The sequence below is a fragment of the Cloacibacterium caeni genome (genome assembly GCF_907163105.1).
Classification (GTDB): Bacteria; Bacteroidota; Bacteroidia; order Flavobacteriales; family Weeksellaceae; genus Cloacibacterium; species Cloacibacterium caeni_A.
Genome location: NZ_OU015321.1, coordinates 1,022,301 through 1,044,452, shown reverse-complemented (window position 1 = coordinate 1,044,452; position 22,152 = coordinate 1,022,301). Strand labels below are relative to the sequence as shown.

At 31.6% G+C, this 22,152-nt stretch carries 28 protein-coding genes; 22 read left to right on the top strand and 6 right to left on the bottom strand.

Features of this window, described 5'->3' with window-relative positions:
* Positions 1 to 68 precede the first annotated feature (68 nt).
* The 16 genes from dnaX (at position 69) to KKQ76_RS04810 (ending at position 13,041) form a co-directional block, all read left to right on the top strand.
* Positions 69 to 1,154, top strand: a complete 1,086-nt coding sequence (dnaX, locus tag KKQ76_RS04880) for a DNA polymerase III subunit gamma/tau (protein ID WP_213196074.1) — start codon at positions 69 to 71, stop codon at positions 1,152 to 1,154.
* Positions 1,155 to 1,525: 371 nt separating this feature from the next.
* On the top strand, positions 1,526 to 1,759 hold the full coding sequence (locus tag KKQ76_RS04875; protein ID WP_213196073.1) for a hypothetical protein: 234 nt from the start codon (positions 1,526 to 1,528) through the stop codon (positions 1,757 to 1,759).
* Positions 1,760 to 1,771: 12 nt separating this feature from the next.
* The gene (locus KKQ76_RS04870; protein ID WP_213196072.1) at positions 1,772 to 3,046 is read left to right on the top strand and encodes a TIGR00341 family protein; all 1,275 of its coding nucleotides are present in this window, start codon (positions 1,772 to 1,774) and stop codon (positions 3,044 to 3,046) included.
* Positions 3,047 to 3,081: 35 nt separating this feature from the next.
* Positions 3,082 to 4,491, top strand: coding sequence for a chloride channel protein (locus KKQ76_RS04865; RefSeq protein ID WP_246501344.1), 1,410 nt, complete (start codon positions 3,082 to 3,084; stop codon positions 4,489 to 4,491).
* 110 nt (positions 4,492 to 4,601) lie between these two features.
* The gene (locus KKQ76_RS04860) at positions 4,602 to 5,681 is read left to right on the top strand and encodes a chorismate mutase (protein ID WP_213196071.1); all 1,080 of its coding nucleotides are present in this window, start codon (positions 4,602 to 4,604) and stop codon (positions 5,679 to 5,681) included.
* Positions 5,682 to 5,741: 60 nt separating this feature from the next.
* A complete protein-coding gene (locus tag KKQ76_RS04855; protein ID WP_213196070.1) occupies positions 5,742 to 6,530 on the top strand; it encodes a Fic family protein in 789 nt (262 codons plus the stop codon).
* A gap of 18 nt (positions 6,531 to 6,548) precedes the next feature.
* A complete protein-coding gene (gene rsgA, locus KKQ76_RS04850) occupies positions 6,549 to 7,475 on the top strand; it encodes a ribosome small subunit-dependent GTPase A (protein WP_213196069.1) in 927 nt (308 codons plus the stop codon).
* Positions 7,476 to 7,572: 97 nt separating this feature from the next.
* Positions 7,573 to 8,217, top strand: a complete 645-nt coding sequence (locus KKQ76_RS04845) for an alpha/beta hydrolase (RefSeq protein WP_213196068.1) — start codon at positions 7,573 to 7,575, stop codon at positions 8,215 to 8,217.
* A gap of 77 nt (positions 8,218 to 8,294) precedes the next feature.
* Entirely contained in the window at positions 8,295 to 9,221 is a 927-nt protein-coding gene (locus KKQ76_RS04840; RefSeq protein WP_213196067.1) for a mevalonate kinase family protein, read from the top strand.
* 70 nt (positions 9,222 to 9,291) lie between these two features.
* Positions 9,292 to 10,185 (top strand): UbiA family prenyltransferase, encoded by an 894-nt coding sequence (locus tag KKQ76_RS04835; RefSeq protein WP_213196066.1) that lies wholly within the window; start codon positions 9,292 to 9,294, stop codon positions 10,183 to 10,185.
* Positions 10,186 to 10,263: 78 nt separating this feature from the next.
* Entirely contained in the window at positions 10,264 to 11,256 is a 993-nt protein-coding gene (locus KKQ76_RS04830) for a pseudouridine synthase (protein ID WP_213189263.1), read from the top strand.
* A 62-nt stretch (positions 11,257 to 11,318) separates the two neighbouring features.
* Positions 11,319 to 11,441: a hypothetical protein gene (locus KKQ76_RS12780; protein WP_262897642.1), complete on the top strand. Its 123-nt coding sequence runs from the start codon at positions 11,319 to 11,321 to the stop codon at positions 11,439 to 11,441.
* A 123-nt stretch (positions 11,442 to 11,564) separates the two neighbouring features.
* Positions 11,565 to 11,777, top strand: coding sequence for a hypothetical protein (locus KKQ76_RS12715; RefSeq protein ID WP_246501343.1), 213 nt, complete (start codon positions 11,565 to 11,567; stop codon positions 11,775 to 11,777).
* The gene (gene ytxJ, locus KKQ76_RS04820; RefSeq protein ID WP_213196065.1) at positions 11,774 to 12,160 is read left to right on the top strand and encodes a bacillithiol system redox-active protein YtxJ; all 387 of its coding nucleotides are present in this window, start codon (positions 11,774 to 11,776) and stop codon (positions 12,158 to 12,160) included. The genes KKQ76_RS12715 and ytxJ overlap by 4 nt, the downstream gene beginning before the upstream one ends.
* Positions 12,161 to 12,171: 11 nt before the next feature.
* Complete coding sequence (locus KKQ76_RS04815; RefSeq protein WP_213196064.1) at positions 12,172 to 12,750, top strand: Crp/Fnr family transcriptional regulator; 579 nt, start codon at positions 12,172 to 12,174, stop codon at positions 12,748 to 12,750.
* A gap of 27 nt (positions 12,751 to 12,777) precedes the next feature.
* A complete protein-coding gene (locus KKQ76_RS04810) occupies positions 12,778 to 13,041 on the top strand; it encodes a GNAT family N-acetyltransferase (protein WP_213196063.1) in 264 nt (87 codons plus the stop codon).
* Positions 13,042 to 13,083: 42 nt separating this feature from the next.
* Here the strand turns inward: KKQ76_RS04810 and KKQ76_RS04805 are convergent, their stop codons facing one another.
* The 4 genes from KKQ76_RS04805 to KKQ76_RS04790 all read right to left on the bottom strand — a co-directional run bounded on the left by KKQ76_RS04805 (position 13,084) and on the right by KKQ76_RS04790 (position 15,995).
* Complete coding sequence (locus KKQ76_RS04805) at positions 13,084 to 13,740, bottom strand: 3-oxoacid CoA-transferase subunit B (protein ID WP_213196062.1); 657 nt, start codon at positions 13,738 to 13,740, stop codon at positions 13,084 to 13,086.
* A 154-nt stretch (positions 13,741 to 13,894) separates the two neighbouring features.
* Complete coding sequence (locus tag KKQ76_RS04800) at positions 13,895 to 14,596, bottom strand: CoA transferase subunit A (RefSeq protein ID WP_213196061.1); 702 nt, start codon at positions 14,594 to 14,596, stop codon at positions 13,895 to 13,897.
* A 14-nt stretch (positions 14,597 to 14,610) separates the two neighbouring features.
* A complete protein-coding gene (locus KKQ76_RS04795) occupies positions 14,611 to 14,901 on the bottom strand; it encodes a hypothetical protein (RefSeq protein ID WP_213196060.1) in 291 nt (96 codons plus the stop codon).
* 17 nt (positions 14,902 to 14,918) lie between these two features.
* Positions 14,919 to 15,995, bottom strand: a complete 1,077-nt coding sequence (locus KKQ76_RS04790; RefSeq protein ID WP_213196059.1) for a M28 family peptidase — start codon at positions 15,993 to 15,995, stop codon at positions 14,919 to 14,921.
* Positions 15,996 to 16,050: 55 nt separating this feature from the next.
* Here KKQ76_RS04790 and KKQ76_RS04785 point away from each other — a divergent pair, with 55 nt between their 5' ends.
* Positions 16,051 to 16,761, top strand: coding sequence for a DUF4294 domain-containing protein (locus tag KKQ76_RS04785; protein WP_213196058.1), 711 nt, complete (start codon positions 16,051 to 16,053; stop codon positions 16,759 to 16,761).
* Between the two features lies 1 nt (position 16,762).
* Positions 16,763 to 17,554 carry a S1/P1 nuclease gene (locus tag KKQ76_RS04780; protein WP_213196057.1) on the top strand — a complete coding sequence of 264 codons (792 nt, stop codon included), beginning with the start codon at positions 16,763 to 16,765 and terminating at the stop codon, positions 17,552 to 17,554.
* Here the strand turns inward: KKQ76_RS04780 and KKQ76_RS04775 are convergent.
* Together KKQ76_RS04775 and mnmD are read right to left on the bottom strand one after the other, a co-directional pair.
* Complete coding sequence (locus KKQ76_RS04775) at positions 17,546 to 17,962, bottom strand: NUDIX hydrolase (protein WP_213196056.1); 417 nt, start codon at positions 17,960 to 17,962, stop codon at positions 17,546 to 17,548. The two genes, KKQ76_RS04780 and KKQ76_RS04775, sit on opposite strands and share 9 nt — an antisense overlap.
* Positions 17,963 to 17,985: 23 nt before the next feature.
* The gene (gene mnmD / locus KKQ76_RS04770) at positions 17,986 to 18,675 is read right to left on the bottom strand and encodes a tRNA (5-methylaminomethyl-2-thiouridine)(34)-methyltransferase MnmD (RefSeq protein ID WP_213196055.1); all 690 of its coding nucleotides are present in this window, start codon (positions 18,673 to 18,675) and stop codon (positions 17,986 to 17,988) included.
* An 84-nt stretch (positions 18,676 to 18,759) separates the two neighbouring features.
* Between mnmD and KKQ76_RS04765 the strand changes: the two genes are divergently transcribed.
* The 4 genes from KKQ76_RS04765 to parS all read left to right on the top strand — a co-directional run bounded on the left by KKQ76_RS04765 (position 18,760) and on the right by parS (position 22,138).
* Positions 18,760 to 19,833 (top strand): branched-chain amino acid aminotransferase, encoded by a 1,074-nt coding sequence (locus tag KKQ76_RS04765; RefSeq protein WP_213196054.1) that lies wholly within the window; start codon positions 18,760 to 18,762, stop codon positions 19,831 to 19,833.
* A gap of 90 nt (positions 19,834 to 19,923) precedes the next feature.
* Positions 19,924 to 20,433: an FKBP-type peptidyl-prolyl cis-trans isomerase gene (locus KKQ76_RS04760; protein ID WP_213196053.1), complete on the top strand. Its 510-nt coding sequence runs from the start codon at positions 19,924 to 19,926 to the stop codon at positions 20,431 to 20,433.
* 78 nt (positions 20,434 to 20,511) lie between these two features.
* Positions 20,512 to 21,519, top strand: a complete 1,008-nt coding sequence (locus KKQ76_RS04755; RefSeq protein WP_394369377.1) for a peptidylprolyl isomerase — start codon at positions 20,512 to 20,514, stop codon at positions 21,517 to 21,519.
* Positions 21,520 to 21,658: 139 nt separating this feature from the next.
* Complete coding sequence (parS, locus tag KKQ76_RS04750) at positions 21,659 to 22,138, top strand: type II RES/Xre toxin-antitoxin system antitoxin (protein WP_213196051.1); 480 nt, start codon at positions 21,659 to 21,661, stop codon at positions 22,136 to 22,138.
* Positions 22,139 to 22,152: the final 14 nt, after the last annotated feature.

The window sequence follows — 22,152 nt, the reverse complement described above, 5'->3', positions numbered from 1 at the left end:
GCGGTTTTTTTTGAAAAACTTTGTCATTTTAATTTTTAAAATTTCATTTATTTCCCTATTTTTGACCAATGGAAAATTTTATCGTATCCGCAAGAAAATATCGTCCGCAAGAGTTTGACACTGTTGTAGGACAATCTCACGTTACAGATACCTTAGAACACGCCATAGAAAATAGTCAGTTGGCTCAAGCGTTGCTTTTCTGCGGACCGAGAGGTGTAGGAAAGACTACTTGTGCTAGAATTTTGGCTAGAAAAATCAACGAAAAAGATGGTTCTACCTCAGAAGACGGATTTGCGTATAATATCTTTGAATTAGACGCTGCTTCTAATAACTCGGTAGATGATATTAGAGATTTAACAGACCAAGTTCGTTTTGCTCCACAAGTTGGGAAATATAAAATTTATATTATAGACGAGGTTCATATGCTGTCTACAGCAGCATTTAATGCATTTCTTAAAACATTAGAAGAACCACCAGCTCATGCTATTTTCATTTTAGCAACTACCGAAAAACATAAGATTATTCCTACCATTTTATCAAGATGTCAGATTTATGATTTCAAAAGAATCACTATCGAAGATATACAGGAACATCTTAGAAAAATTGCCGAAAAAGAAGGTGTAAATTACGAAGATGATGCATTGTTTTTAATTGCGCAAAAAGCAGATGGAGCACTGAGAGATGCACTTTCTATCTTTGATAGACTTACTACTTTTACTCAAAAAAATATTACGCTTGCTAAAGCCGCAGAAGTTCTCAATATTCTAGATTACGATCAATATTTGAAAATTGTAGATTTAGCAAAAGAAAATAGCATTCCGGGAATCCTTACTGCTTTTAATGATATTATTAAAAAAGGTTTTGACCCACATTTATTTATTGGTGGATTGGGAAGTCATTTCCGTGATTTAATGATGGCACAGAATGCTTCTACACTTGCTTTAATAGAAGTAGGTGAGAACACGAAACAAAAGTTTTCTGAACAGAGCAAAAATTGGAGTGCACAGCAACTCATAGATGCTATAGAAATCTGTAATCATGCAGATATTAATTACAAAAATTCTAAAAATCCAAGATTAACGGTAGAAATCGCTTTGATGCAGTTGGCCAGTCTTACTGCTGCGAAAAGTGATGATAAAAAAAAAAGTTCTTAATTCTAGCGCCACTATTTCGTAAAAAGGAAAACGAAAAGCCAAAAGTAGTTCCAGAAAAACCACAAGAAACTTTACCATCAACAAAAAAACCAGAAGAATCTGTTCCAAAAACTGTTCAAAAAATTACTGAACCAATTGTTAAGAAAACCATTGTTTCAGAATTTAGTATTCTTGCTACGCTCAATAAAAAAGAGGAAGAAGAAGTAGTTGTCACTCCTCAGAAAAAAGAAGAAGATTTACCAGATCATCACTTCACCGAGAAAGATTTACAAACAGAATGGCAATTTTTTCTAAATGATTTATTTATAAAAGACCAAGTCACCTATTTTGCCGTAAATACAGCAAAACTTCATAAAAAGGAAGAAAATGTAGTGGAGATTTTATATCCTTCGGATTTGGTAAAAACTGAGTTTGAGAAAGTTCAAGCGCAATTTTTTAATCATTTCAAGAGAAAAGTCAATAACTACAAAATAGAAGTTTCTTACCGAGAAGACAAAAAACTCATCAAAAAACAAGAAACGAAAAGAGATATTTTCCAAAAATATGTAGAAATTAATCCTGTTTTAAAAGATTTAGATGAATTGATGAAGTTAGATTTAAGTTAAAAATTCCATATCATGTTTAGACTATTAGATTTACACAAAGGAGAAGAAAACAAACAAAAAGTTTTAGAAAACGTAAAAGATAATATTTCTTTTTCTGGTTCTAATTTATGGATTCTAATGGCTGCTATTCTTGTAGCATCTGTAGGTCTTAATGTAAATTCTACAGCAGTGGTAATTGGAGCCATGCTTATTTCTCCTTTGATGGGACCTATTGTAGGCGCTGGTTTTGCACTTGGTGTTTTTGATTTTGAATTACTAAAAAAATCATTAAAAAACTTGTTTATTGCTACCATTGCGAGTTTATTAGTTTCTACCATCTATTTTTATATTAGTCCTTTCAAAGAAGCTCAATCAGAATTATTAGCAAGAACATCTCCCAATATTTATGACGTGCTTATTGCTTTTTTTGGTGGTTTAGCTGGTGTTATTGCAATAACTAGAGTGGAAAAAGGAAATCCTATTCCTGGGGTTGCCATTGCTACAGCTCTTATGCCACCATTATGTACAGCAGGTTTTGGTTTGGCAACAGGTAATTTTAAGTTCTTTTTTGGAGCATTATTTCTTTATACAATTAATTGTGTTTTTATAGGGATTTCTACATTTTTGATTGTTAAATTTCTAAAATATCCATCGGTTAAATTTGTAGATTTAAAGGAGAGAAAAAGAGTGCAAAATTTGATAACTCTACTTTCTTTACTGGTTCTTTTGCCAAGTATTTATTTTGCCTATTCATTATATAAAGAACAGGAATTTAGGATTAAAGCAGACCAGTTTATTGAAAAAGAATTTATAGAAAAAGGAAATACTTTGGTTTACAAAAAAATAAATTTTTTAAGCAATCCTCGAAAAATAGAATTGGCTTTCTTAAAGAGAAATTTTACTCAAGATGAAATAAAAAAAATGAACCAAAGTCTTTCAGAAATTGGTCTAAATAATACCGAACTTATTATTAAAGCGAATAATTATCAAAATTTAGAAGTTTTAAAAGACGATATTCTTAATGAAATCAATAAAAATTCTGAAAGAGATAAAGAATTATTAGCTTTAAAAAATCAAACTTCATCTTTAGAAAATAACATGCAGTTGCTTAAAGAAGCTCAAGTTTTGTTTCCAAATATTAATGCGATAAATGTTTCTGAACTCAGTTTTGCACAAGGTGATTCATTGGTTGAAAAACCTGTACTTATTTATCAAGCATCAGAAAATCTTACAGATGAAGACCAAATAAAACTGAAAAACTGGATTGAGAAAAGACTCAATAAATCAAATGTAGAAGTTTATAAATAAATTTTAAAGCTTCAAATCATGTAAAAAAATATTTAATGAATTTTCATTACAAAAGATTACTGGTTCCTATTAGGAAAAATTTTATTGTAAGAAATCTAATTTCTTATTTTAAAAATGTATACCAAAGAACCACTTATGCCAATTCTACTCTCAAAAAGCAATTTTTACAGTTTTTACCTTTTTTATTGGCTTCATTCATCACTGGTTTTGTGGCTTTTTTGTACAGTAAAATATTCACCTTTTCAGAAAAATGGTCTCACGAAATTTTTCATCAAAATAAATTATATATTTTCATCATCACGCCTTTGAGTTTTTTCATTTCTTGGTTTTTGGTAAGAACTTTTGCCAAATATTCTGCAGGAAGCGGAATTCCGCAAGTCATGGCTTCAGTAGAATTGTCAAAACCAAATACACATCATCTCGTTAAAAGATTTCTGAGTTTGAGAATAATCATTATCAAAATTTTAGCAAGTGCCGTAAAAGTTTTTGGTGGTGGAATTGCAGGAAGAGAAGGTCCAACCATTCAAATTGCGGGTTCTATTTTTGTGGAAATTCATAAAAGATTGCCAAAATGGTGGGTGCCGATTTCCGAAAAAAATGTAATGATTGCGGGAGCAGCTTCTGGTTTAGCCGCAGCTTTTAACACGCCACTTGGAGGAATTATTTTTGCGATTGAAGAATTAGCCAAAACTCATATTAAGTATATTAAATCTCCACTTTTTGTAGCAGTTATCATCGCTGGTCTCACTGCGCAAGGTTTTGGTGGCAGTTACTTGTACCTAGGTTATCCTAAAACCAATTACTCTGGTTGGCTGGTTTTTGTAGGGATTTTTATTACGGCTATTGTCGCTGGGTATTTTGGAAGTAAAATGTGTAGCATTATCATTGCATTGATGAGTTTTTTTGAGAAATTTAAGAAAAATTATCAACAAGTTTTTATCGTTTTTTTCTGTGGATTTTTTGTGGCAACTTTCATCTATTTTTTCGGAACCGAAGTTATGGGTTCTGGTAAAGAATTAATGGAAAGACTGCTTTTCACCTCAGATAAATCGGTAGAATGGTATTTGCCTTTTTTGAGAATGAATGGTTTAATTGCTACTTTCAGTTTTGGTGGAGCAGGAGGTGTTTTTGCCCCTTCATTAAGTTCTGGAGCAAGTTTTGGAGCGTTAATTGCTCAGTTGCTACAATTATCAGGAGATAATGCTAATTTATTGATTTTAATTGGGATGACTGCTTTTCTTACAGGAGTTACCAGAGCGCCATTTACCTCCGCAATTATTATATTTGAAATGACAGACAGACATAGTATCATCTTTTTTCTTTTATTAGGAGCCGTTCTCGCTTCTTTGGTTTGTAATTTTGTAACCAAGAGAGCTTTTTATGATGTTCTGAAAGAAAAATACATCGAAAAGGTTCTAAATCAAGAAAATATTGAAAAAAAATAAAAACAAATAGTCGTAATTTTCTATATTTGAAAAATATTTCAAAAAAGTACATAATTGAACACGCTTATTGCGTGTTCTGTATTTTATAAAAGTTGTAAGAATCACGAAGTATGAATTTAAAAGATTTACAAAACGATTGGATTAATGAGTTCCCGAAACCATTAATTATAGCAGGACCTTGTAGTGCAGAATCAGAAGCACAGATGATGGAAACTGCACAAAGATTGAAAGAAAGTGGTGCAGAAGTTCCCGTTTTTAGAGCAGGAATTTGGAAGCCAAGAACCAAACCAAATGGTTTCGAAGGAGTAGGAGTTATCGGTCTTAATTGGCTAAAAAAAGTAAAAGACGAGTTTGGCTTCAAAACAGCAACTGAAGTTGCCAATGCGCATCACGTTTATGCAGCGCTAGAAGCAGATGTAGATATTCTTTGGATTGGGGCGCGTTCTACCGTAAATCCATTTACCGTTCAAGAAATTGCAGTGGCATTAAAGGGAACCAATAAACCTGTTTTGGTGAAAAATCCTGTAAACCCAGATTTAGCACTTTGGATTGGTGCTTTAGAAAGACTTTTAGGTCAAGATGTGAAAAACTTAGGTGTTATTCATAGAGGATTTTCATCTTATCAAAAAACAAAATATAGAAATTTACCCAATTGGCAAATCGCATTAGATTTTAAACACCAATTTCCGAATATCCCGATGTTTGTAGACCCTTCTCACATTTGTGGTAGAAGAGATTTACTTTCAGATGTTACTCAGGAAGCATTTAACGTAGGTTACGAAGGAGCGATGATAGAATCTCACTGCAATCCAGATGCAGCTTGGAGTGATGCAGCTCAACAAATTACGCCAGAAGTTTTGGCTGAAATGTTAGGAAATCTACAAATCAGAAACTCAGATATTTCTGGATTTGATGAAGAAATGGGCAAACACAGAGCTTTAATTTCTGATATCGACTTCCAATTAATAGAATTATTATCAAACAGAATGAAAATTTCTGAAAAAATTGGAGCATTGAAGAAAGAGAATAACATCGCTATTTTCCAGCCAGACCGTTGGAAAGTGATTGCAGAATATGCCTCTGCAAGAGCCGAAGAATCTGGAATGGGCAAAGATTTTATAGAAAAAGTTTTCAAAGCCATTCACGAAGAATCCATTGAAGTTCAAAACAATATCATGATTGATAAATAACAAGAAAACACGCTGAAAAGCGTGTTTTTTTATTGCGAGAAGATTTCGTAAATTGCAGTGATGAATTTTAAAATTTTAAATACAGATTTATTAGAAAAATTTAGAAAAGAAATAAATTTTTCTCCCATGCAATTAATGAATCAAAAAGCAAATGACGAAGATGCTTTCTTTATTGATTATTTTAAATTTTATAATTCTGTTTCATCAATTTATTCATCAAAAATAGAAGGTGAAAAAATGGATGCAGATAGTTATCTTAAATATAAGTTGATGAATGTGAGTTTTTTGCCTGATTTAACTAAAAAAATTGATGATTTATATAACGCTTATACAGAATTGCCTGAACTAGAACTAAATTATGAAAATTTTATAAAAATTCATCAATTATTAAGTGCAAATTTATTGCCTGAAAGTGAAAGAGGAAAAGTTAGGGATAACATGATGGTTGTGATGGATAATAATGATAGAATTGTCTATACAGCTTGTGATCATTTTTTAGTACCCACAGAATTAAATAAACTTTTTGAAGATATTGAATATTTAATTGAAGAAGAATTAGATGAGTTTGAAATCTTCTTTTTTGCGTCTCTTATACATTTGGTTTTTGTAAATATTCATCCCTTTAATGATGGCAATGGTAGAAGTGCAAGGATTTTAGAAAAGTGGTTTTTAATTTCAAAATTTGGTTTAAATGCACAAAGTATTACTTTAGAGAAAAATTATTATCAAAATCATCAGTTATATTATAAAAATATACAAAAATTAGGTGATTTTTATGATGAATTAGATTACTCTAAATCTTTAGATTTTCTACTTATGACAGTAAATTCACTAAAATCTCAATCTTAACCTTTACCTTTGCCTACAATGAAAGGACTCATCACAAAATCTACAGGAAGTTGGTATCAAGTTTTAGATTTGGAAACTAGGCAAGTTTTCGAGGCGAGAATTCGTGGGAAATTTAAACTGATCAAAACCAGACTCACCAATCCTTTGGCTGTGGGTGATTTTGTAGAATTTCAATTGGAGCAAGATGATATTGCGTGGATTACCAAAATAGAACCTCGCAAAAATTATCTTATCAGGAAATCCGTGAATTTATCTAAAGAAGCACACATTATTGCGAGTAATTTAGATTTGGCGTGTATTATTTTTACCTTGCAATCTCCAGAAACATCTTTAGGATTTTTAGACCGATTTTTAGCGTGTTGTGAAGCGTATAATATTCCCGTTCTCATTCTTTTTAACAAAATAGATTTATTGAATTTCGAAGAAGTAGAATTGGTTGAGGAATTGCAAGCCATGTACGAAAATTTAGGTTATCAAACGTTGCAAGTTTCTTCTGCTGAAAAACTGAATTTAGATAAACTTCAAGAAATTTTAAAAGATAAAACATGTGTGTTTTTCGGTCATTCTGGAGCTGGAAAATCTACCTTGGCAAATGCACTTCAACCTGATTTGAACTTGAAAACCAATATCATTTCTGAAACGCATAATAAAGGAAAGCACACCACTACTTTTGCTCAAATGCATTTTTGGCATTTTGGAGGTGCTGTAATAGACACACCTGGAGTTCGAGAATTTGCAATGATAGACGTAGAAAAAGAAGAAATTCAACATTATTTCCCAGAAATTTTTGAAAAAGGAAGAGAGTGTAAATTCCATAATTGCAAACACATTAATGAACCAAAATGTGCTGTTTTAGAGGCTTTAGAAACTGGCGAAATCTTGGAAAGCAGATATATCACTTATCTTAAATTGATGGAAGAAGCGGAGGAACAAAATCAAATGTAAAATTTTATGTTACCGTTCCATAGGAACGAAATGTGTGTAAAAAGTTTATTGCAAATTTTTAGCGTTCCGTAGGAACGCAATGTCTTGAATTAATATTTTGAAACCAACCATCTATATCATCAGTGGACTTGGAGCTGACAAAAGAATGTTTCAGAATTTTTCTTTTGAAGGTTTTGAAGTTGTTCATATTGATTGGGATTTGCCACTAGAAAATGAAACTTTGCAAAACTACGCTCTAAGAATTTCTGAGAATATAAAAGATGAAAATGCAATTCTAATCGGACTTTCTTTTGGCGGAATTCTCTCTGTTGAAATTTCAAAAATTAAAAAATTCAAGAAAGTTTTTCTTTTATCTTCTGCTAAAACAAAGTTTGAAATCCCTTTTTATTACAGATTTTTAGGCAAATTAAATTTGTTAAGAATTATTCCAAGTTCAATTTTGAAAAGATTGAATTCCTTAACTTATTTAGTTTTTGGAGCGAAAACCAATTTTGAAAAAAATCTTTTAAAAGACATTATCAAAAATACGGATAAACATTTTTTGAAATGGGCTTTACATCAAATAATGAACTGGAAAAATGAAAATTATTCCGAAAATATTGTTCATATTCAAGGAGATAGTGATTTAATTTTACCACATAATTTTATAAAGTATGATTATCTAATTAAAGATGGAACTCATTTTATGACATTGAATCAATCAAAAGAAATAGAGACAATTATCATAGAAAATTTGTTATAGATTTTATTGATAATCAGTATCTTTACCTAGAAAAAGATTTTTTATTATCTTTGCATTACCAAACATAGAATAGATTAATGACGAACCCGTTATTTTATGCTAAAATATTGCTTTTCGGAGAGTACGGAATCATAGAAGATTCTCAAGGATTAACCTTGCCGTACAGTTTCTACAAAGGCACGCTTAAATTCTCTGAAAATCAATCTGATTTCGAGAAAAAATCAAACGAATCTCTATCTAAATACGCTCAATATTTATCTGAATTAAATCTTCCTGAAGCTTTTAAAATTAATGTAGAAGCCTTCAAAAAAGATATCGAAAAAGGATTATTTTTTGATTCTAATATTCCGCAAGGTTATGGAGTAGGAAGTTCTGGAGCTTTGGTGGCAGCTATTTTCGAAAAATATTCTTTCATTAAATACAATCCGGAAGAGATTTCTAAAAATCAATTAAAAGATTTGAAAAAAGTTTTGGGAGAATTAGAGTCTTATTTTCATGGTAAATCTTCGGGAATTGACCCATTGATTTGTTACATGAACCTTCCGATTCTCATTGAAAACAAAGAAAGTGTAGACAAAGTTTCTATTCCAAAAGAAGAAGCTGGAAAAGGCGCAATTTTCTTAATAGATTCTGGTTCTGTAGGCGAAACTGGACCGATGGTTCAAATTTTCTTCGAAAAATTGAAAAATGAAGGTTTCAGAAAAACGTTGAAAGAAGAATTCATTAAGTATAATAATGCTTGTATTGATACTTTCTTGAACAAAGAAATGACGCCGTTTTTCAAACACTTGAAAGACCTTTCTAAATGGGCTTATGTTCATTTCAAACCGATGATTCCTACCAATCTTTACAATGCTTGGAAAAAAGGTCTTGATACCAATGCATATTACTTAAAACTCTGCGGAAGTGGAGGCGGTGGTTATATTCTTGGTTTTGCCAAAGACTACGAAAAAGCTGATAAAATGCTAGAAGGCTTCAACAAAGAAGTGATTTATAGATTTTAAGATTTTTATAAAGAAGTCTGAAATTTTCAAATTTTTTCTCTGAAATCTGACATCTAAAATCTCAAATCTAATGAGTAACAATCCCATTCTTCATCGTTTATCTCAATTGGTGAGTTTGCTTTTAGGAGCGAGGATTTTTGTATTGGCATTGTTTACATTTACGTTGTATGTTTCTACTTTTTTTCTTTTTAACCAAGAAGAAAGTCTCAGGAAATTTGTTTTCGATTATAAAGTTCACGGAATTATTCTCTGTGCGATGCTGAGTATTGCAGCAGGCGGAATTATCAACCGTTTTTATGACAAAGAAAAAGATGAAGTAGAAAAGCCTTTTAGAAGCAGATTACAAAGTTTCTTGAAAGAAAAATATTTCTTGTACAGTTATGTTATTTTCAATATTTTTTCGTTGGGAATTTCCGCGGTTCTTTCTTGGAGAATTCTTATTTTTTTCTTGATTTATCAATTTATCATTTGGTTTTACAGTCATAAATTGAGCAAAATGCTCATTATTAATAATCTTACATTTGTGAGCTTGACACTGTATCCATTTTTTGGTTTATTGGTTTATTACAAGCATTTCTCGTACAAATTATTTTTAATGGCAGCGTTTTTATTTTTAATTATGTTAACCATTGATTTGATTAAAGATGTCTTGACGAGTAATGTAGATAGAGTTTTTGGCTATAATACGATTGCCAATGTTTTTGGAAAAAAAGTAAGTTATATTGTCATCGGGTTTGTGATTTTTGCAAATGTTTTGGTATCTATTCTGTTACTTTTCTTAATTCCGAAAACCAATTATATGTTGGGTTATTTCTCATTAAGCATCATTTTCTTTGTTATAATGAGTTTTCCTATTCTAACATATCAAAAATCTAAATTATTTTGGGTGATTAACTTCTTTAGAATTTGGGTTTTTATTGGCGTAATTTTTATGTTGATCAACGGGATTTTTGAGAGGTTTTAACGGTTCAAAAATTATCATTACGCTTCCTACAATCATCATCCAACAAAAATTCACTATCTTTGCAAAAATTTATTATTTATGAGCAGAGAAAGAAATTCAGGAAAAAGTAACAATAGAAATTCTGAGAGGAGACCTTCCTCACCTAAAAGCTCAAAACCTTCATTTGATAAACCAAAGAGAACAAGAGGAACTGATACTCCGAAAAGAGGTGGAGAAAAAACTTTTGATTCTAGAGAGAAATATGTAAAAGGTGATCTGAAGTTAAGCAAAAAGCCTTTCAAAAAATTTGAAAAAGACGAAGACAAAGCAAAATCTTTCGTTCAAAAAAGACGTCTAGAAAAACTAGCGAAATCTGAGAACAAAGAAACCATTCGTTTAAATAAATATATTGCCAATTCTGGAATTTGTAGCAGAAGAGAAGCGGATGAATTAATTACTCAAGGTTTGGTAGAAGTTAATGGTAAAGTAATTTCAGAATTAGGTTACCAAGTACAGAAAACAGATAGAGTAGTTTTTGACGGACAAGGAATTACACCAGAAAAACCAGTGTATGTTTTGCTAAATAAACCAAAAGGTTATATTTCTACAACCAAGGACGAAAAAATGCGCAAAACCGTAATGGATTTAGTGGCAAATGCTTCGCCTTATCGTTTATTCCCTGTTGGTAGATTAGACAGAAGTACTACTGGAGTTATTTTATTGACGAATGATGGACACATGACTAAAAAATTGACGCATCCATCATTTAACATGAAAAAAATCTATCACGTAACGCTTGATAGAAAAATCTCTAAAGAAGATATGCAAGCTATTGCAGACGGAATTAGATTAGAAGAAGGTGTAGCAGAAGTAGATGCGATTTCTTACATCGATGGAAAACCTAAAAATGAGGTGGGAATAGAAATTCACATTGGTTGGAATAGAGTAGTGCGTAGAATTTTCCAGAAAATGGGCTACGAAGTAGAAGCGCTAGACAGGGTAATGTTTGCAGGACTTACCAAGAAAAATGTAAAACGAGGCTACTGGCGAATTCTTACAGATTTAGAAGTCAACAACCTGAAAATGTTGTAAGAAAATAAAGAAATTTTAGAGCGTTTTATAACGCTCTTTTTTATTATTTTGCTTTAAAAAAAGTGAGAAAATCTTTACACAATCTTTCAGACGTAAAAGAAATCATCAATAGAATACATCTTCTACATGAGAATTCTCCTAGAAAATGGGGAAGCATGAATGTCTCACAAATGATGGTGCATTGAGCTAAAATCCTAGAAATTCCCAATAAAAATTTACAACTAAAGCATCCTCATTTTTTTATTCGGCTTATTGGTGTAATTACCAAACACGAAATCAGAATTTTCAATAACGGAATTCCGCATAATATGCCTACCTTCCAAGAAGTGATAGTAAACGAAACCTGTGATTTTTTAGAAAGTAAAAAATATTTATTGGCAACTTTAGATGAATATGTTTGGAATGCATCACAAAATAATTTGCCCAAAACTCACCAATTATTCGGGAAAATGACGAAATTTGACTGGGGATTTTTAGAGTATAAACATCTTCATCATCATTTAAAACAATTTAATGTATGAGTATTTTTAACAATATATTTGGCGGAAATTCTAATGGCTCTTCTCTGAAAGAGTTTTGGAATAAAATCGAGTCTTCAGAAGATTTAGAAGCCGCAATCGAAGCATCAAAACTAGGAAAAGTAGTGATTTTCAAACATTCTACCAGATGCATGATTAGCAAAACAGTTCTTAGAAATTTTGAAAGACAAATAGAGTTAGAATCTGTTGACTTGCCAAAATTTTATTATTTAGATTTATTAAATCATCGCGATATTTCTAATGAAATTGCCCAAAAATTTTCGGTCATTCATCAGAGTCCACAAATTATAGTTATAGAAAACGGTCAAGTTATTCATCATGCTTCACATGATAATATTGATTTAAGTCTTATCTTAGCATTATAAAAACAAAACAATTGGAAAATTTTCAATTTCAAATTTCTAGATTACTTGATGCTCCTATAGAAATCGTACAGTTTTGTAGTGAGAAAATCAAAGTAAAAAATGTACAAAAAGGTGAGTTTTTCTTACAACCTGGCGAAGTATGTAATGATACATTTTTTGTGAATAAAGGTTTACTAAGAATGTACAGCATTGATAAAAATGGTAAAGAGCACATCTTGCATTTTGCTCCCGAAAACTGGATTTTAGTAGACCGAAGTAGTCTTTATCTTAATCAACCTTCAGATTATTACATAGATGCGGTAGAACCTTCAGAAGTTTTGGTGCTTTCGCCAGAATATTTTGATTTTTTAGCGGAAAATCAACCTTCAGTTATTGCGAAACAGAATGTTTTATTGCACAAACATATAAGCAGTCTTCAAAAAAGAATTACGCAATTATTAGGTGCGACAGCAGAAGAAAGATATGTAGATTTTTTGAAAACTTATCCTAATATTTTTGAAAGAGTTCCACAATGGATGGTGGCGTCTTACTTAGGGATTACCCCAGAAAGTTTGAGCCGTGTGAGAAAAGAATTGGTACGGAAAAAATAATTTTCTATATTTAGCAAAAAAACACAAATGGAATTTAGTAAATTGGTCAAAGGATTCGAAGTCTCTGAAGAAGGGCATAAAATCGGGCATATCGATTTTAATATTGTAAATGGAGTAATGAAAATTACTCATACTGAAGTAGATAAAAAATATTCTGGTAAGGGAATTGCCACAGAATTGGTGAAAATTGCTGTAGAATATGCAAGGCATAAAAACCTAAAAGTGAAACCACTTTGTTCGCTTGCTTCGCATGTCCTGAAAAAAGATGATTATTCTGATATTTTAGAATAAAAAAGGAACTTCAATTGAAGTTCCTTTAATTTTTGGTTATTTTTAGAATACCATTTCAGGTACATTTTCATCAATCATTAATTTTCCAGCAGTTGCTTTTTTAATATCGTCTACAGAAACTCCAGGAGCTCTTTCTAAGCAATGAAATTCGCCATCTTTTACTTCGTAAACGCCTAATTCTGTAACAATTTTTTTAATACATTTTACACCAGTTAAAGGCAAAGTACATGCTGGTAAAAGTTTGCTTTCGCCATGCTTGTTCACTTGTTGCATCGCTACGATGATATTTTTCGCCGAAGCAACTAAATCCATTGCACCACCCATTCCTTTTACCATTTTTCCTGGGATTTTCCAATTGGCAATGTCTCCATTTTCAGAAACTTCCATTGCTCCAAGAATCGTTAAATCTACTTTTTGAGCTCTAATCATTCCAAAACTTGTTGCGCCATCAAAAATAGATGCTCCTTTTAATAAAGTAACGGTTTGTTTTCCTGCATTAATGAGGTCTGCATCTTCATCACCTTCATAGGGAAAAGGTCCCATTCCTAGAATTCCGTTTTCAGATTGTAGCACTACATTAAAACCTTCAGGAATATAATTAGCCACCAAAGTTGGTATCCCAATTCCAAGATTTACATATGTGTTGTTTTGTATTTCTTTTGCAATTCTCATTGCAATTTGTTCTTTTGTTAAAGCCATATTTTAATATTTTAACACATGAGTCACATTAGATTATAGATAAAATTGATGAAAACTAGAACATATAAGGTTTTGAAAATTAAAGATTTTCAACTGATGTGTTCTTTAAAAATTCTTATTTGTTTTCAACTTTTTTTAAAATCTAATGTGTTTATTATTTTTTTGGTCTTACAGTTCTCTGCTCAATTCGTTTTTCATAATTTTCACCTTGGAAAATTCTATGAACATAAATTCCTGGAGTGTGAATTTGGTCTGGGTCTAGTTCGCCAGCTTCTACCAATTCTTCTACTTCGGCAATGGTAATTTTACCAGCCATTGCCATCATTGGATTAAAATTTCTAGCGGTAGAACGATAAATGAGATTTCCTGCAGTATCGCCTTTCCAAGCTTTTACAATTGCGAAATCTGCGTCAAAAGCATATTCTAACAAATAATCTTTTCCATTAAAATTTCTCACTTCTTTTCCTTCGGCAACTTCGGTTCCTACACCAGCTGGAGTGAAAATTGCGGGCATTCCGTAAACTGCAGCCATACAGCGAGTAGCTAAAGTGCCTTGAGGAATCAACTCAACTTCTAATTCTCCAGAAAGTAATTGACGCTCAAATTCAGCGTTTTCGCCTACATAAGAAGAAATCATTTTCTTGATTTGTTTTTTCTGTAAAAGCAAACCCAACCCGAAATCATCTACGCCAGCATTGTTAGAAATACAAGTGAGGTTTTTAACTCCCTTTTTTACGAGTTCGGCGATAGAATTTTCAGGAATTCCGCATAAACCGAAACCACCGAGCATAATGGTAGCGCCGTCTTGAATATCAGCACAAGCTTCTGTTACGTTTTTTACTGTTTTGTTAATCATAGATTTATTGAATTTTAAAAAAAATTTATGAGTAAACGTTCAACATTTTTAAGAGAAATACTAAACAAATTTGAATGTATTAAGTCATAAAAAATATCATTTCTTTCCTCTTTTACTATTGTTAATTTATATAAGTCAAATTTTATACTTTCTGGAATTTCCTCATGTTTTTTTTCATATTCGAATAATAAAGAATATAGTGTTTCAGATTTCTCTTTTTCTAAAGCATATAAAATATTATTGTCAATTTTATCTTGAAAAATTTCGTATTTATTTAAATCTAAATTTAAATTTTTTGTTTTCATAATTATATCTTGAATGTTTAATAATACTTCAACTGCATACCTGGTTTTATTTGGAGCAATGTTTCATAAATGAGTTTAATAACATTGGCAACATCTTCTTTGGCAACCATTTCTACGGTAGTGTGCATATATCTTAATGGTAGAGAAATCAGTGCAGAAGGAACACCTCCGTTAGAAAATGCGAAAGAATCTGTATCGGTTCCTGTTGCTCTGCTTAAAGCGTTTCTCTGGAAAGGAATTTTCTTTTTCTTAGCGGTATCTGTTATCAAATCTCTGATGATGTGATGAACAGAAGGAGCATAAGCAATTACTGGTCCGTCTCCACATTTCATGTGACCTTCTTTTTTCTTTTCGATGTGTGGAGTAGTGGTGTCATGAGTAACATCTGTAACGATAGCGATATTTGGCTTAATAGTTTGTGCAATCATCGTTGCTCCATATAAACCTACTTCTTCTTGCACAGAATTGGTAATATATAAGCCGAAAGGTAGTTTCTTTTTGTTTTCTTTTAAAAGTCTCGCTACTTCGGCAATCATAAATCCGCCCATTCTGTTGTCTAGCGCTCTACAAACGAAATAACGGTCATTAAGTTCAAAAAACTCATCGGGATAAGTAATCATGCATCCTACATAAATTCCCAGTTTTTCTACTTCTTCTTTAGATATACAACCGCAATCGATGAAAATATTTTCAATTTTCGGAACTGGTTCATGAGGATTTGCGCTTCTGGTATGAATCGCTGGCCAACCGAAAACTCCTTTTACAATGCCTTTTTCTCCGTGGATGTGTACCGTTTTAGAAGGAGCAATCATTTGGTCTGAACCTCCGTTTCTAATTACGTAAATCATTCCATCATCAGAAATGTAATTTACGTACCAAGAAATTTCGTCGGCATGAGCTTCTATCACTACTTTGAATTCCGCTTCTGGATTGATGATTCCGTAACAAGTTCCATAGTGGTCTACTCTTATTTCGTCTACATAAGGCTTAATATAATCAGCCCAAATTTTCTGTCCGTTCTGCTCAAAACCAGTTGGTGAAGCAGTGTTCAAATATTTTTCTAAAAATTTTAAAGATTTATTTTCAAATTTCATATAAAGGAACGATTTTTGTGATACTTAAAATTAAATTTTAATTCAGGTAAAAATAATGAAATTTCAGAACATTTTCACCATATTTCTTTTGTTGTTTAGCTTATCATTTCAGGCTCAACAAGATACTATAAAAATAGAATTGAAGGCACTAAAAGATGTTCCAAAAGAAAAACTTCAAAAAGATGAATTCGGGAATATTTTTTATTACGACGAAAAGCAAAAAGCTAGAATTTACGAAATCAACGGAGAAAAAGTAGTGGTGATGGATGAGTTGCTTCTCATGCAGAGACCGCATTTTAATAACCAACTTGACCGTAATTTCTATTATTTTCTCAATAAAAAATTGAATAGAGTTTATCCTTATTTCATTACCGCTCTTGAGCAATACAGAGATATTCAAGATGAACTTTCTAAAATAGATGATGATAGAAAAAGAGCTTACATCAGAAAAAGACAAGAAGGGCTCGCCAATCAATATGAAACCCAATTAAGGGATTTGACGACTACAGAAGGTAGGATTTTTGCCAAATTAATGCACCGAGCTACAGGAAAAACTGTGTACGAAATCATAAAAGAATTACGTGGAAACTGGAGTGCTTTTTGGTGGAATGTAAAAGGAAATATTGCAGATGTAGACATTAAAGAACCTTATGATCCGCATGCTAATAGACAAGACGCTTTTGTAGAATCTCTTTTGTATTCTAATTGGAATTTAGGATATTTGCAGCCTTATGAAGGATACAGAGATTTTAAAACAAAAAAATAACATGAAATTTTTATTCAAACTATTATTTACGGTAAGCATTTTATATTCAGCAGAAGCTTACTCATGGGGAATTATTGGGCATAGAACCATTGCAGAAATTGCAGAAAATCACATTTCAAATAAATCTAAACGTAAGCTTAAAAAGATTATAGGAAAACAAAATCTAGCGTTTATTGCCAACTGGCCAGATTTCGTAAAATCTGATACGCTAAATACCTATAAAGAAACAGAAGTTTGGCATTATGTGAATGTGAAACCCAACCAGAATTTTACAGAATTTGAGAAGTCTTTAAAAGAACTTAATACGCCTAATCTTTACAATCAAATTATTAAGCAAAAAGAAATTATTGCCAACAAAAATTCATCAAAAGATGAAAAAATTGTAGCGCTTAAGTTTTTGGTTCATTTAATGGGAGATTTACATCAACCAATGCACGTAGGAAGAGCTGAAGATTTAGGTGGAAATTTAATCCAGTTAACTTTTAATAAAGACCAAACGAATTTACATAGTTTATGGGATACTAAATTGGTAGATTATCAAAGATATTCATATAAAGAGTTTGCTAAAGTGCTAGATTATAAATCTAAAGAGGAAATCCAAAAAATACAAAGCGGAACTCTTGAAAATTGGTTGTATGACAGTTACACGAAAGCCAATAGAATCTACACGCAGACCAAGCCAAATGGTGTTTACAGTTATGATTACAATTATAAATTTTCAGGGTTGTTAGAAGAACAATTATTAACAGGTGGATTAAGACTTGCTAAAGTTTTAGACGAAATCTTACGATAATTTTTCCTTCAGTTTCTGAAAAACGATTTGATCAATAGGCAATTCTAATGGGTTTTCTTCATGTAAGGAAATCCATTTTATTTTTTCTATGCTTTCATCTAAAATCTGCAATTCATCAAGATTTAAAATATCTACCTTATAATATATAGTTAGCAATTGCTCGTTTTCTCTAAATCTAGAAACCAAAAAATCTTCTTGAGTATAAAAATGTTCTACAACATTTATTTTTAGGTTAAGTTCTTCTGCAAATTCTCTGTGAAGGCATTCTAAGGTTCCTTCGCCAAATTCTAAACCGCCACCAGGTAATTTTATCAGTTTTTGTCCGGCATAACCTTCATCTAGAGCCATTATTTCTTGATTTTCATTGATGTAAATGGCGTAAACTCTTATGTTGATTTTATCTATCATTTTTTTAAATTAATTGGCTCTTTTTACTTTTGACTTTGTTCTTTCAAAACGGCATTAATCATTTCGCGTTTTCCTTTTGGGCCTTCTAATTTAGTGACTTCGAAATTAAGTTCTTTTAGAATTCTTCTCACACTTCCTTTTGAAGAATAAGTAGTGAGTAATCCACCTTCTTTCATTTTACTTTTTACGATTTCAAATAGCGGCTTTTCCCATAAATCTGGTTGAACTTTTGCGCCAAAACAATCATAATACACTAAGTTAATTGCAGGTAAATTTATCTCTTTTATCTTGAAAAAATCCAAATTGTATTTAGTAAAAAAGAAATTTGGCAAAATTTCATGTGTTTTATTCCATTCTAATTCATGGATTTTTTGATAAATTTCTTGCGCATTTTCGAATGTAAAATGCTTTGCATAGTTCAATTCTACGATTTCTTCATTATTTACGGGATATTTTTCGAATGTGAAATAGTGAAAAACATGATTTTTGTCATTTTTCAAATATTCATTAATTGTGACTAAAGCATTAAGACCTGTGCCAAATCCCATCTCTAAAATGTTGATTTCGTAATCATAAACATTTTTTAATCCATTTTTTATAAATACATGTTTTGCTTCTTGGATGGCTCCATTGTGAGAATGGTAGTGTTCATTTAAATCATTGATATACAATGTTTTACTTCCGTCTAATGTGGTTTTTATTTCTCTTTTCAAAGTATTTTTTGTCAAAAATAAATTAAAATTTTGATATTTAAAAAATTATATTAAATTTGTAGAAACTCAATTAAAATTTTTAAAATGATAATTCAAAAAACTTCAAACTCAAGAATTGGGGAATTTGATCCAGAAAACATTGGATTTGGTACAGCATTTATAGATCATATGATTGTATGTGAGTACGAAAATGGAAAATGGGGTGAAGTAAGGCTTATGCCATATGGTCCGCTACCTTTTACACCAGCAATGATGGGCGTAAATTATGGGCAAGCTTGTTTTGAAGGAATGAAGGCTTATAAAGATAAAGATGGTGAAGTGTATCTTTTCCGTCCTGAGAAAAATTTCGAAAGGATTAATAAGTCAGCAAAGCGTCTTGCAATGCCAGAAATCACTGAAGAAATGTTTATCGGTGGTTTAAAAGCATTAGTAGATATGGATAGGAATTGGATTCCTTATGGAGAAGGAAAATCACTATACATTAGACCTCTAATTTTTGCAACGGAAGAAGCTTTAAAAGCAAGAATTGCTAATAAATATATGTTTGCGATTGTTGCAACTCCAGTGCAAAGTTATTACACAGAGCCAGTTTCCGTAAAAATTTCAGATTTTTATTCTAGAGCTGCAAGTGGTGGAGTAGGTTCTGCTAAAGCTGCAGGAAATTACGCTGCTTCATTTTATCCAACAAAATTAGCTGCAGAAGAAGGTTATGAGCAAATCATCTGGACAGATGATGCTACTCACAAATATTTTGAAGAAAGTGGTACAATGAACGTTTTTGTTAGAATAAACGATACTATTTACACACCGCCAACTTCTGAAAAAATTCTAAATGGAGTAACTAGAGATAGTTTCCTTCAATTAGCAAAACACAATGGCATTGACGTAAAAGTAGAGCCAGTAGAAGTTGCTAAAGTTCTAGAAGCACATTCAAAAGGTGAGTTAATTGAAGTTTGGGGAGTAGGAACTGCCGTAGTAACTAGCGTTTTCAAAGCGATTGGTTACAAAGACCAAAAATTAACTTTACCAGAGCTTTCAGAAGAAGAAAGTTTTGCTTTAACTCTTAAAAAAGCATTGGTAGACATTCAAACCAATAAAGCTGAAGATCCTTTTGGATGGAGAATGAAAGTGGGAAAGCATATTTTAGAAACTGCTTAGAAATAAGACTTTAAATATTTTAAACCGAGGAAATCTTTTCTCGGTTTTTTCGTTGTTATTTATTGAGTAATTAGTATTTTCGCAGTCTATATGAAAAAGGTAGTTTTCATTTCATTATTATCACTTTTGTCTTGTGTTAAAAATTCGCCAGCTCATCCTCCAGTTGGTGGTGTTTTGTCGCAAGAAGACTTAAATGTATCTAAAAATAGAGCAAAAAATCTCAATTTATTAGAAAGAAAACAAATTCAAGATTGGATAGACCAGCAAGACAAAAAGTTCTATTCTACAGGACTAAATTATTGGACGGATATCAGTGATTCTGAATCTAGAATTAAGAAAAAAGATGGTGAATTGGTTTCGTATGAATATGTTTTATACGATTTCAACCAAGAAAAACTTTATGAAAAGCCTAATCAAAACATAGATGCTCCATTAGGGAAATTTGAAGAGCTAAAAGCAGTAGAAGATGCGGTACGTTATATGAAAAAAGGGGAACAAGCTACACTTTTAGTACCTTCAGTTCTGGCTTTTGGAACGTACGGAGATGATGAAAAAATTCCAAATGACATGCCTTTAATCATTAAAATTAAAATTTTGTAAATCCATAAAATGAAAAAAATAATTTTATTAACTATTGCAATTATTACTTTAATTAATTGTACTCCAATTTATAAAAAAATGAATATAGACAAAGATTTTTACAACGGTCTTCAAGACGGTGTTTACGCTAAAATGGAAACTTCTAAAGGCGAATTAATTATCCAATTTTTCGATCAAGATGCGCCTGTTACAGTAGCTAATTTCGTAGGTCTTGCACAAGGAACTATCGAAAATAAAGCAAAAGCAAAAGGAGTTCCTTATTATGACGGAATTGTTTTTCACAGAGTGATTAAAAACTTTATGATTCAAGGAGGCGATCCTCAAGGAACAGGAATGGGAGATCCTGGTTATAAGTTTGATGATGAGGAAAACGATCTAAAACACGAAGGAAAAGGTTACCTTTCTATGGCAAATTCTGGACCTAACACTAATGGTTCTCAGTTTTTCATCACAGAAGTTCCTACGCCTTGGTTAGACGGAAGACATACTATTTTTGGTAAAGTTATCAAAGGAGAAGATGTAATTGATGCGATTGCTAATTCTGAAACTGGTGCTCAAGACAGACCAAAAGAAGAAATTAAAATTGTAAAAGTGACTGTTTTCACTAAGGGTGATGCATACGAAAAATATGACGCTGCTAAAATCTTCAACGAAGGGAAGGTAAAAATCCAAGAAAACAACAAAGCTTACATCGCTAAACAAGAAGTAGAAGCTGCTAAAAAATTAGAAGATTTAAAAGCAGGAATGACTAAAACGGCTTCTGGTTTAATGTATAAAATCACAAAAACTAATCCAGAAGGAAAAGCTCCAAAAGCGGGTGATATGGTTTCTGTACACTACGCTGGTAAATTAACAAACGGACAAGAATTTGATAATTCTTTCAAAAGAGGTGAACCTATTGAGATTCCAATCGGAGTTGGTCAAGTAATCAAAGGTTGGGATGAAGGAATTCAACTTCTAAAAGAAGGAGAAGCGGCTACTTTATTAATTCCATCTGAATTAGGTTACGGAACAAGAGGAGCAGGAGGTGTAATTCCACCAAATGCTTGGTTAATCTTCGATGTAGAATTGGTGAAAGTAAAATAATATTACTCCCAATATATTTAAGAAAAACGTGCTTTTTAGCGCGTTTTTTTATTTTCTTTTTTAACTATTATAGAAAAAAAATAGACAAAAGTCTTTTTATTTTAGACAAAAGTCTTATATTTGTGTAAATATTTATGAGATGAAAAAGAATAAAGTTTATACACAAGGAGAAAAAGAAGTGCAACTTGTGCAAGAAACCACCGCTTTTTATGGTACTTCAGTAGGTTTTACTTCTATTGATGACAGAAGCGTCTTTGCTATTATAGATTCTATTAATAAAGGGATTTCTTTTACTGCTTTCGAAAATATTATAAAAAAATATAGTTTTACGCTCCAAAATTGGGCGGAGTTTTTACATATTTCTAATAAAACCTTATCACGCTACCAAAAAGAATCAAAAACGTTTGATGCTTTACAGTCAGAGCGTATTATGCAAATTGAAATTTTACACAGTAAAGGAGAAGAAGTTTTCGGCAGTAGAGAGAATTTTTCTACTTGGCTAGAAACAGAAAACCTTGCTCTAGGAAACATTATACCAAGAGATTTACTTAAAAATTCTTTTGGCATAAATTTATTAATGGATGAATTGGTTCGTATTGAGCACGGTGTTTTAGCTTAATGCAGGATAAAGTA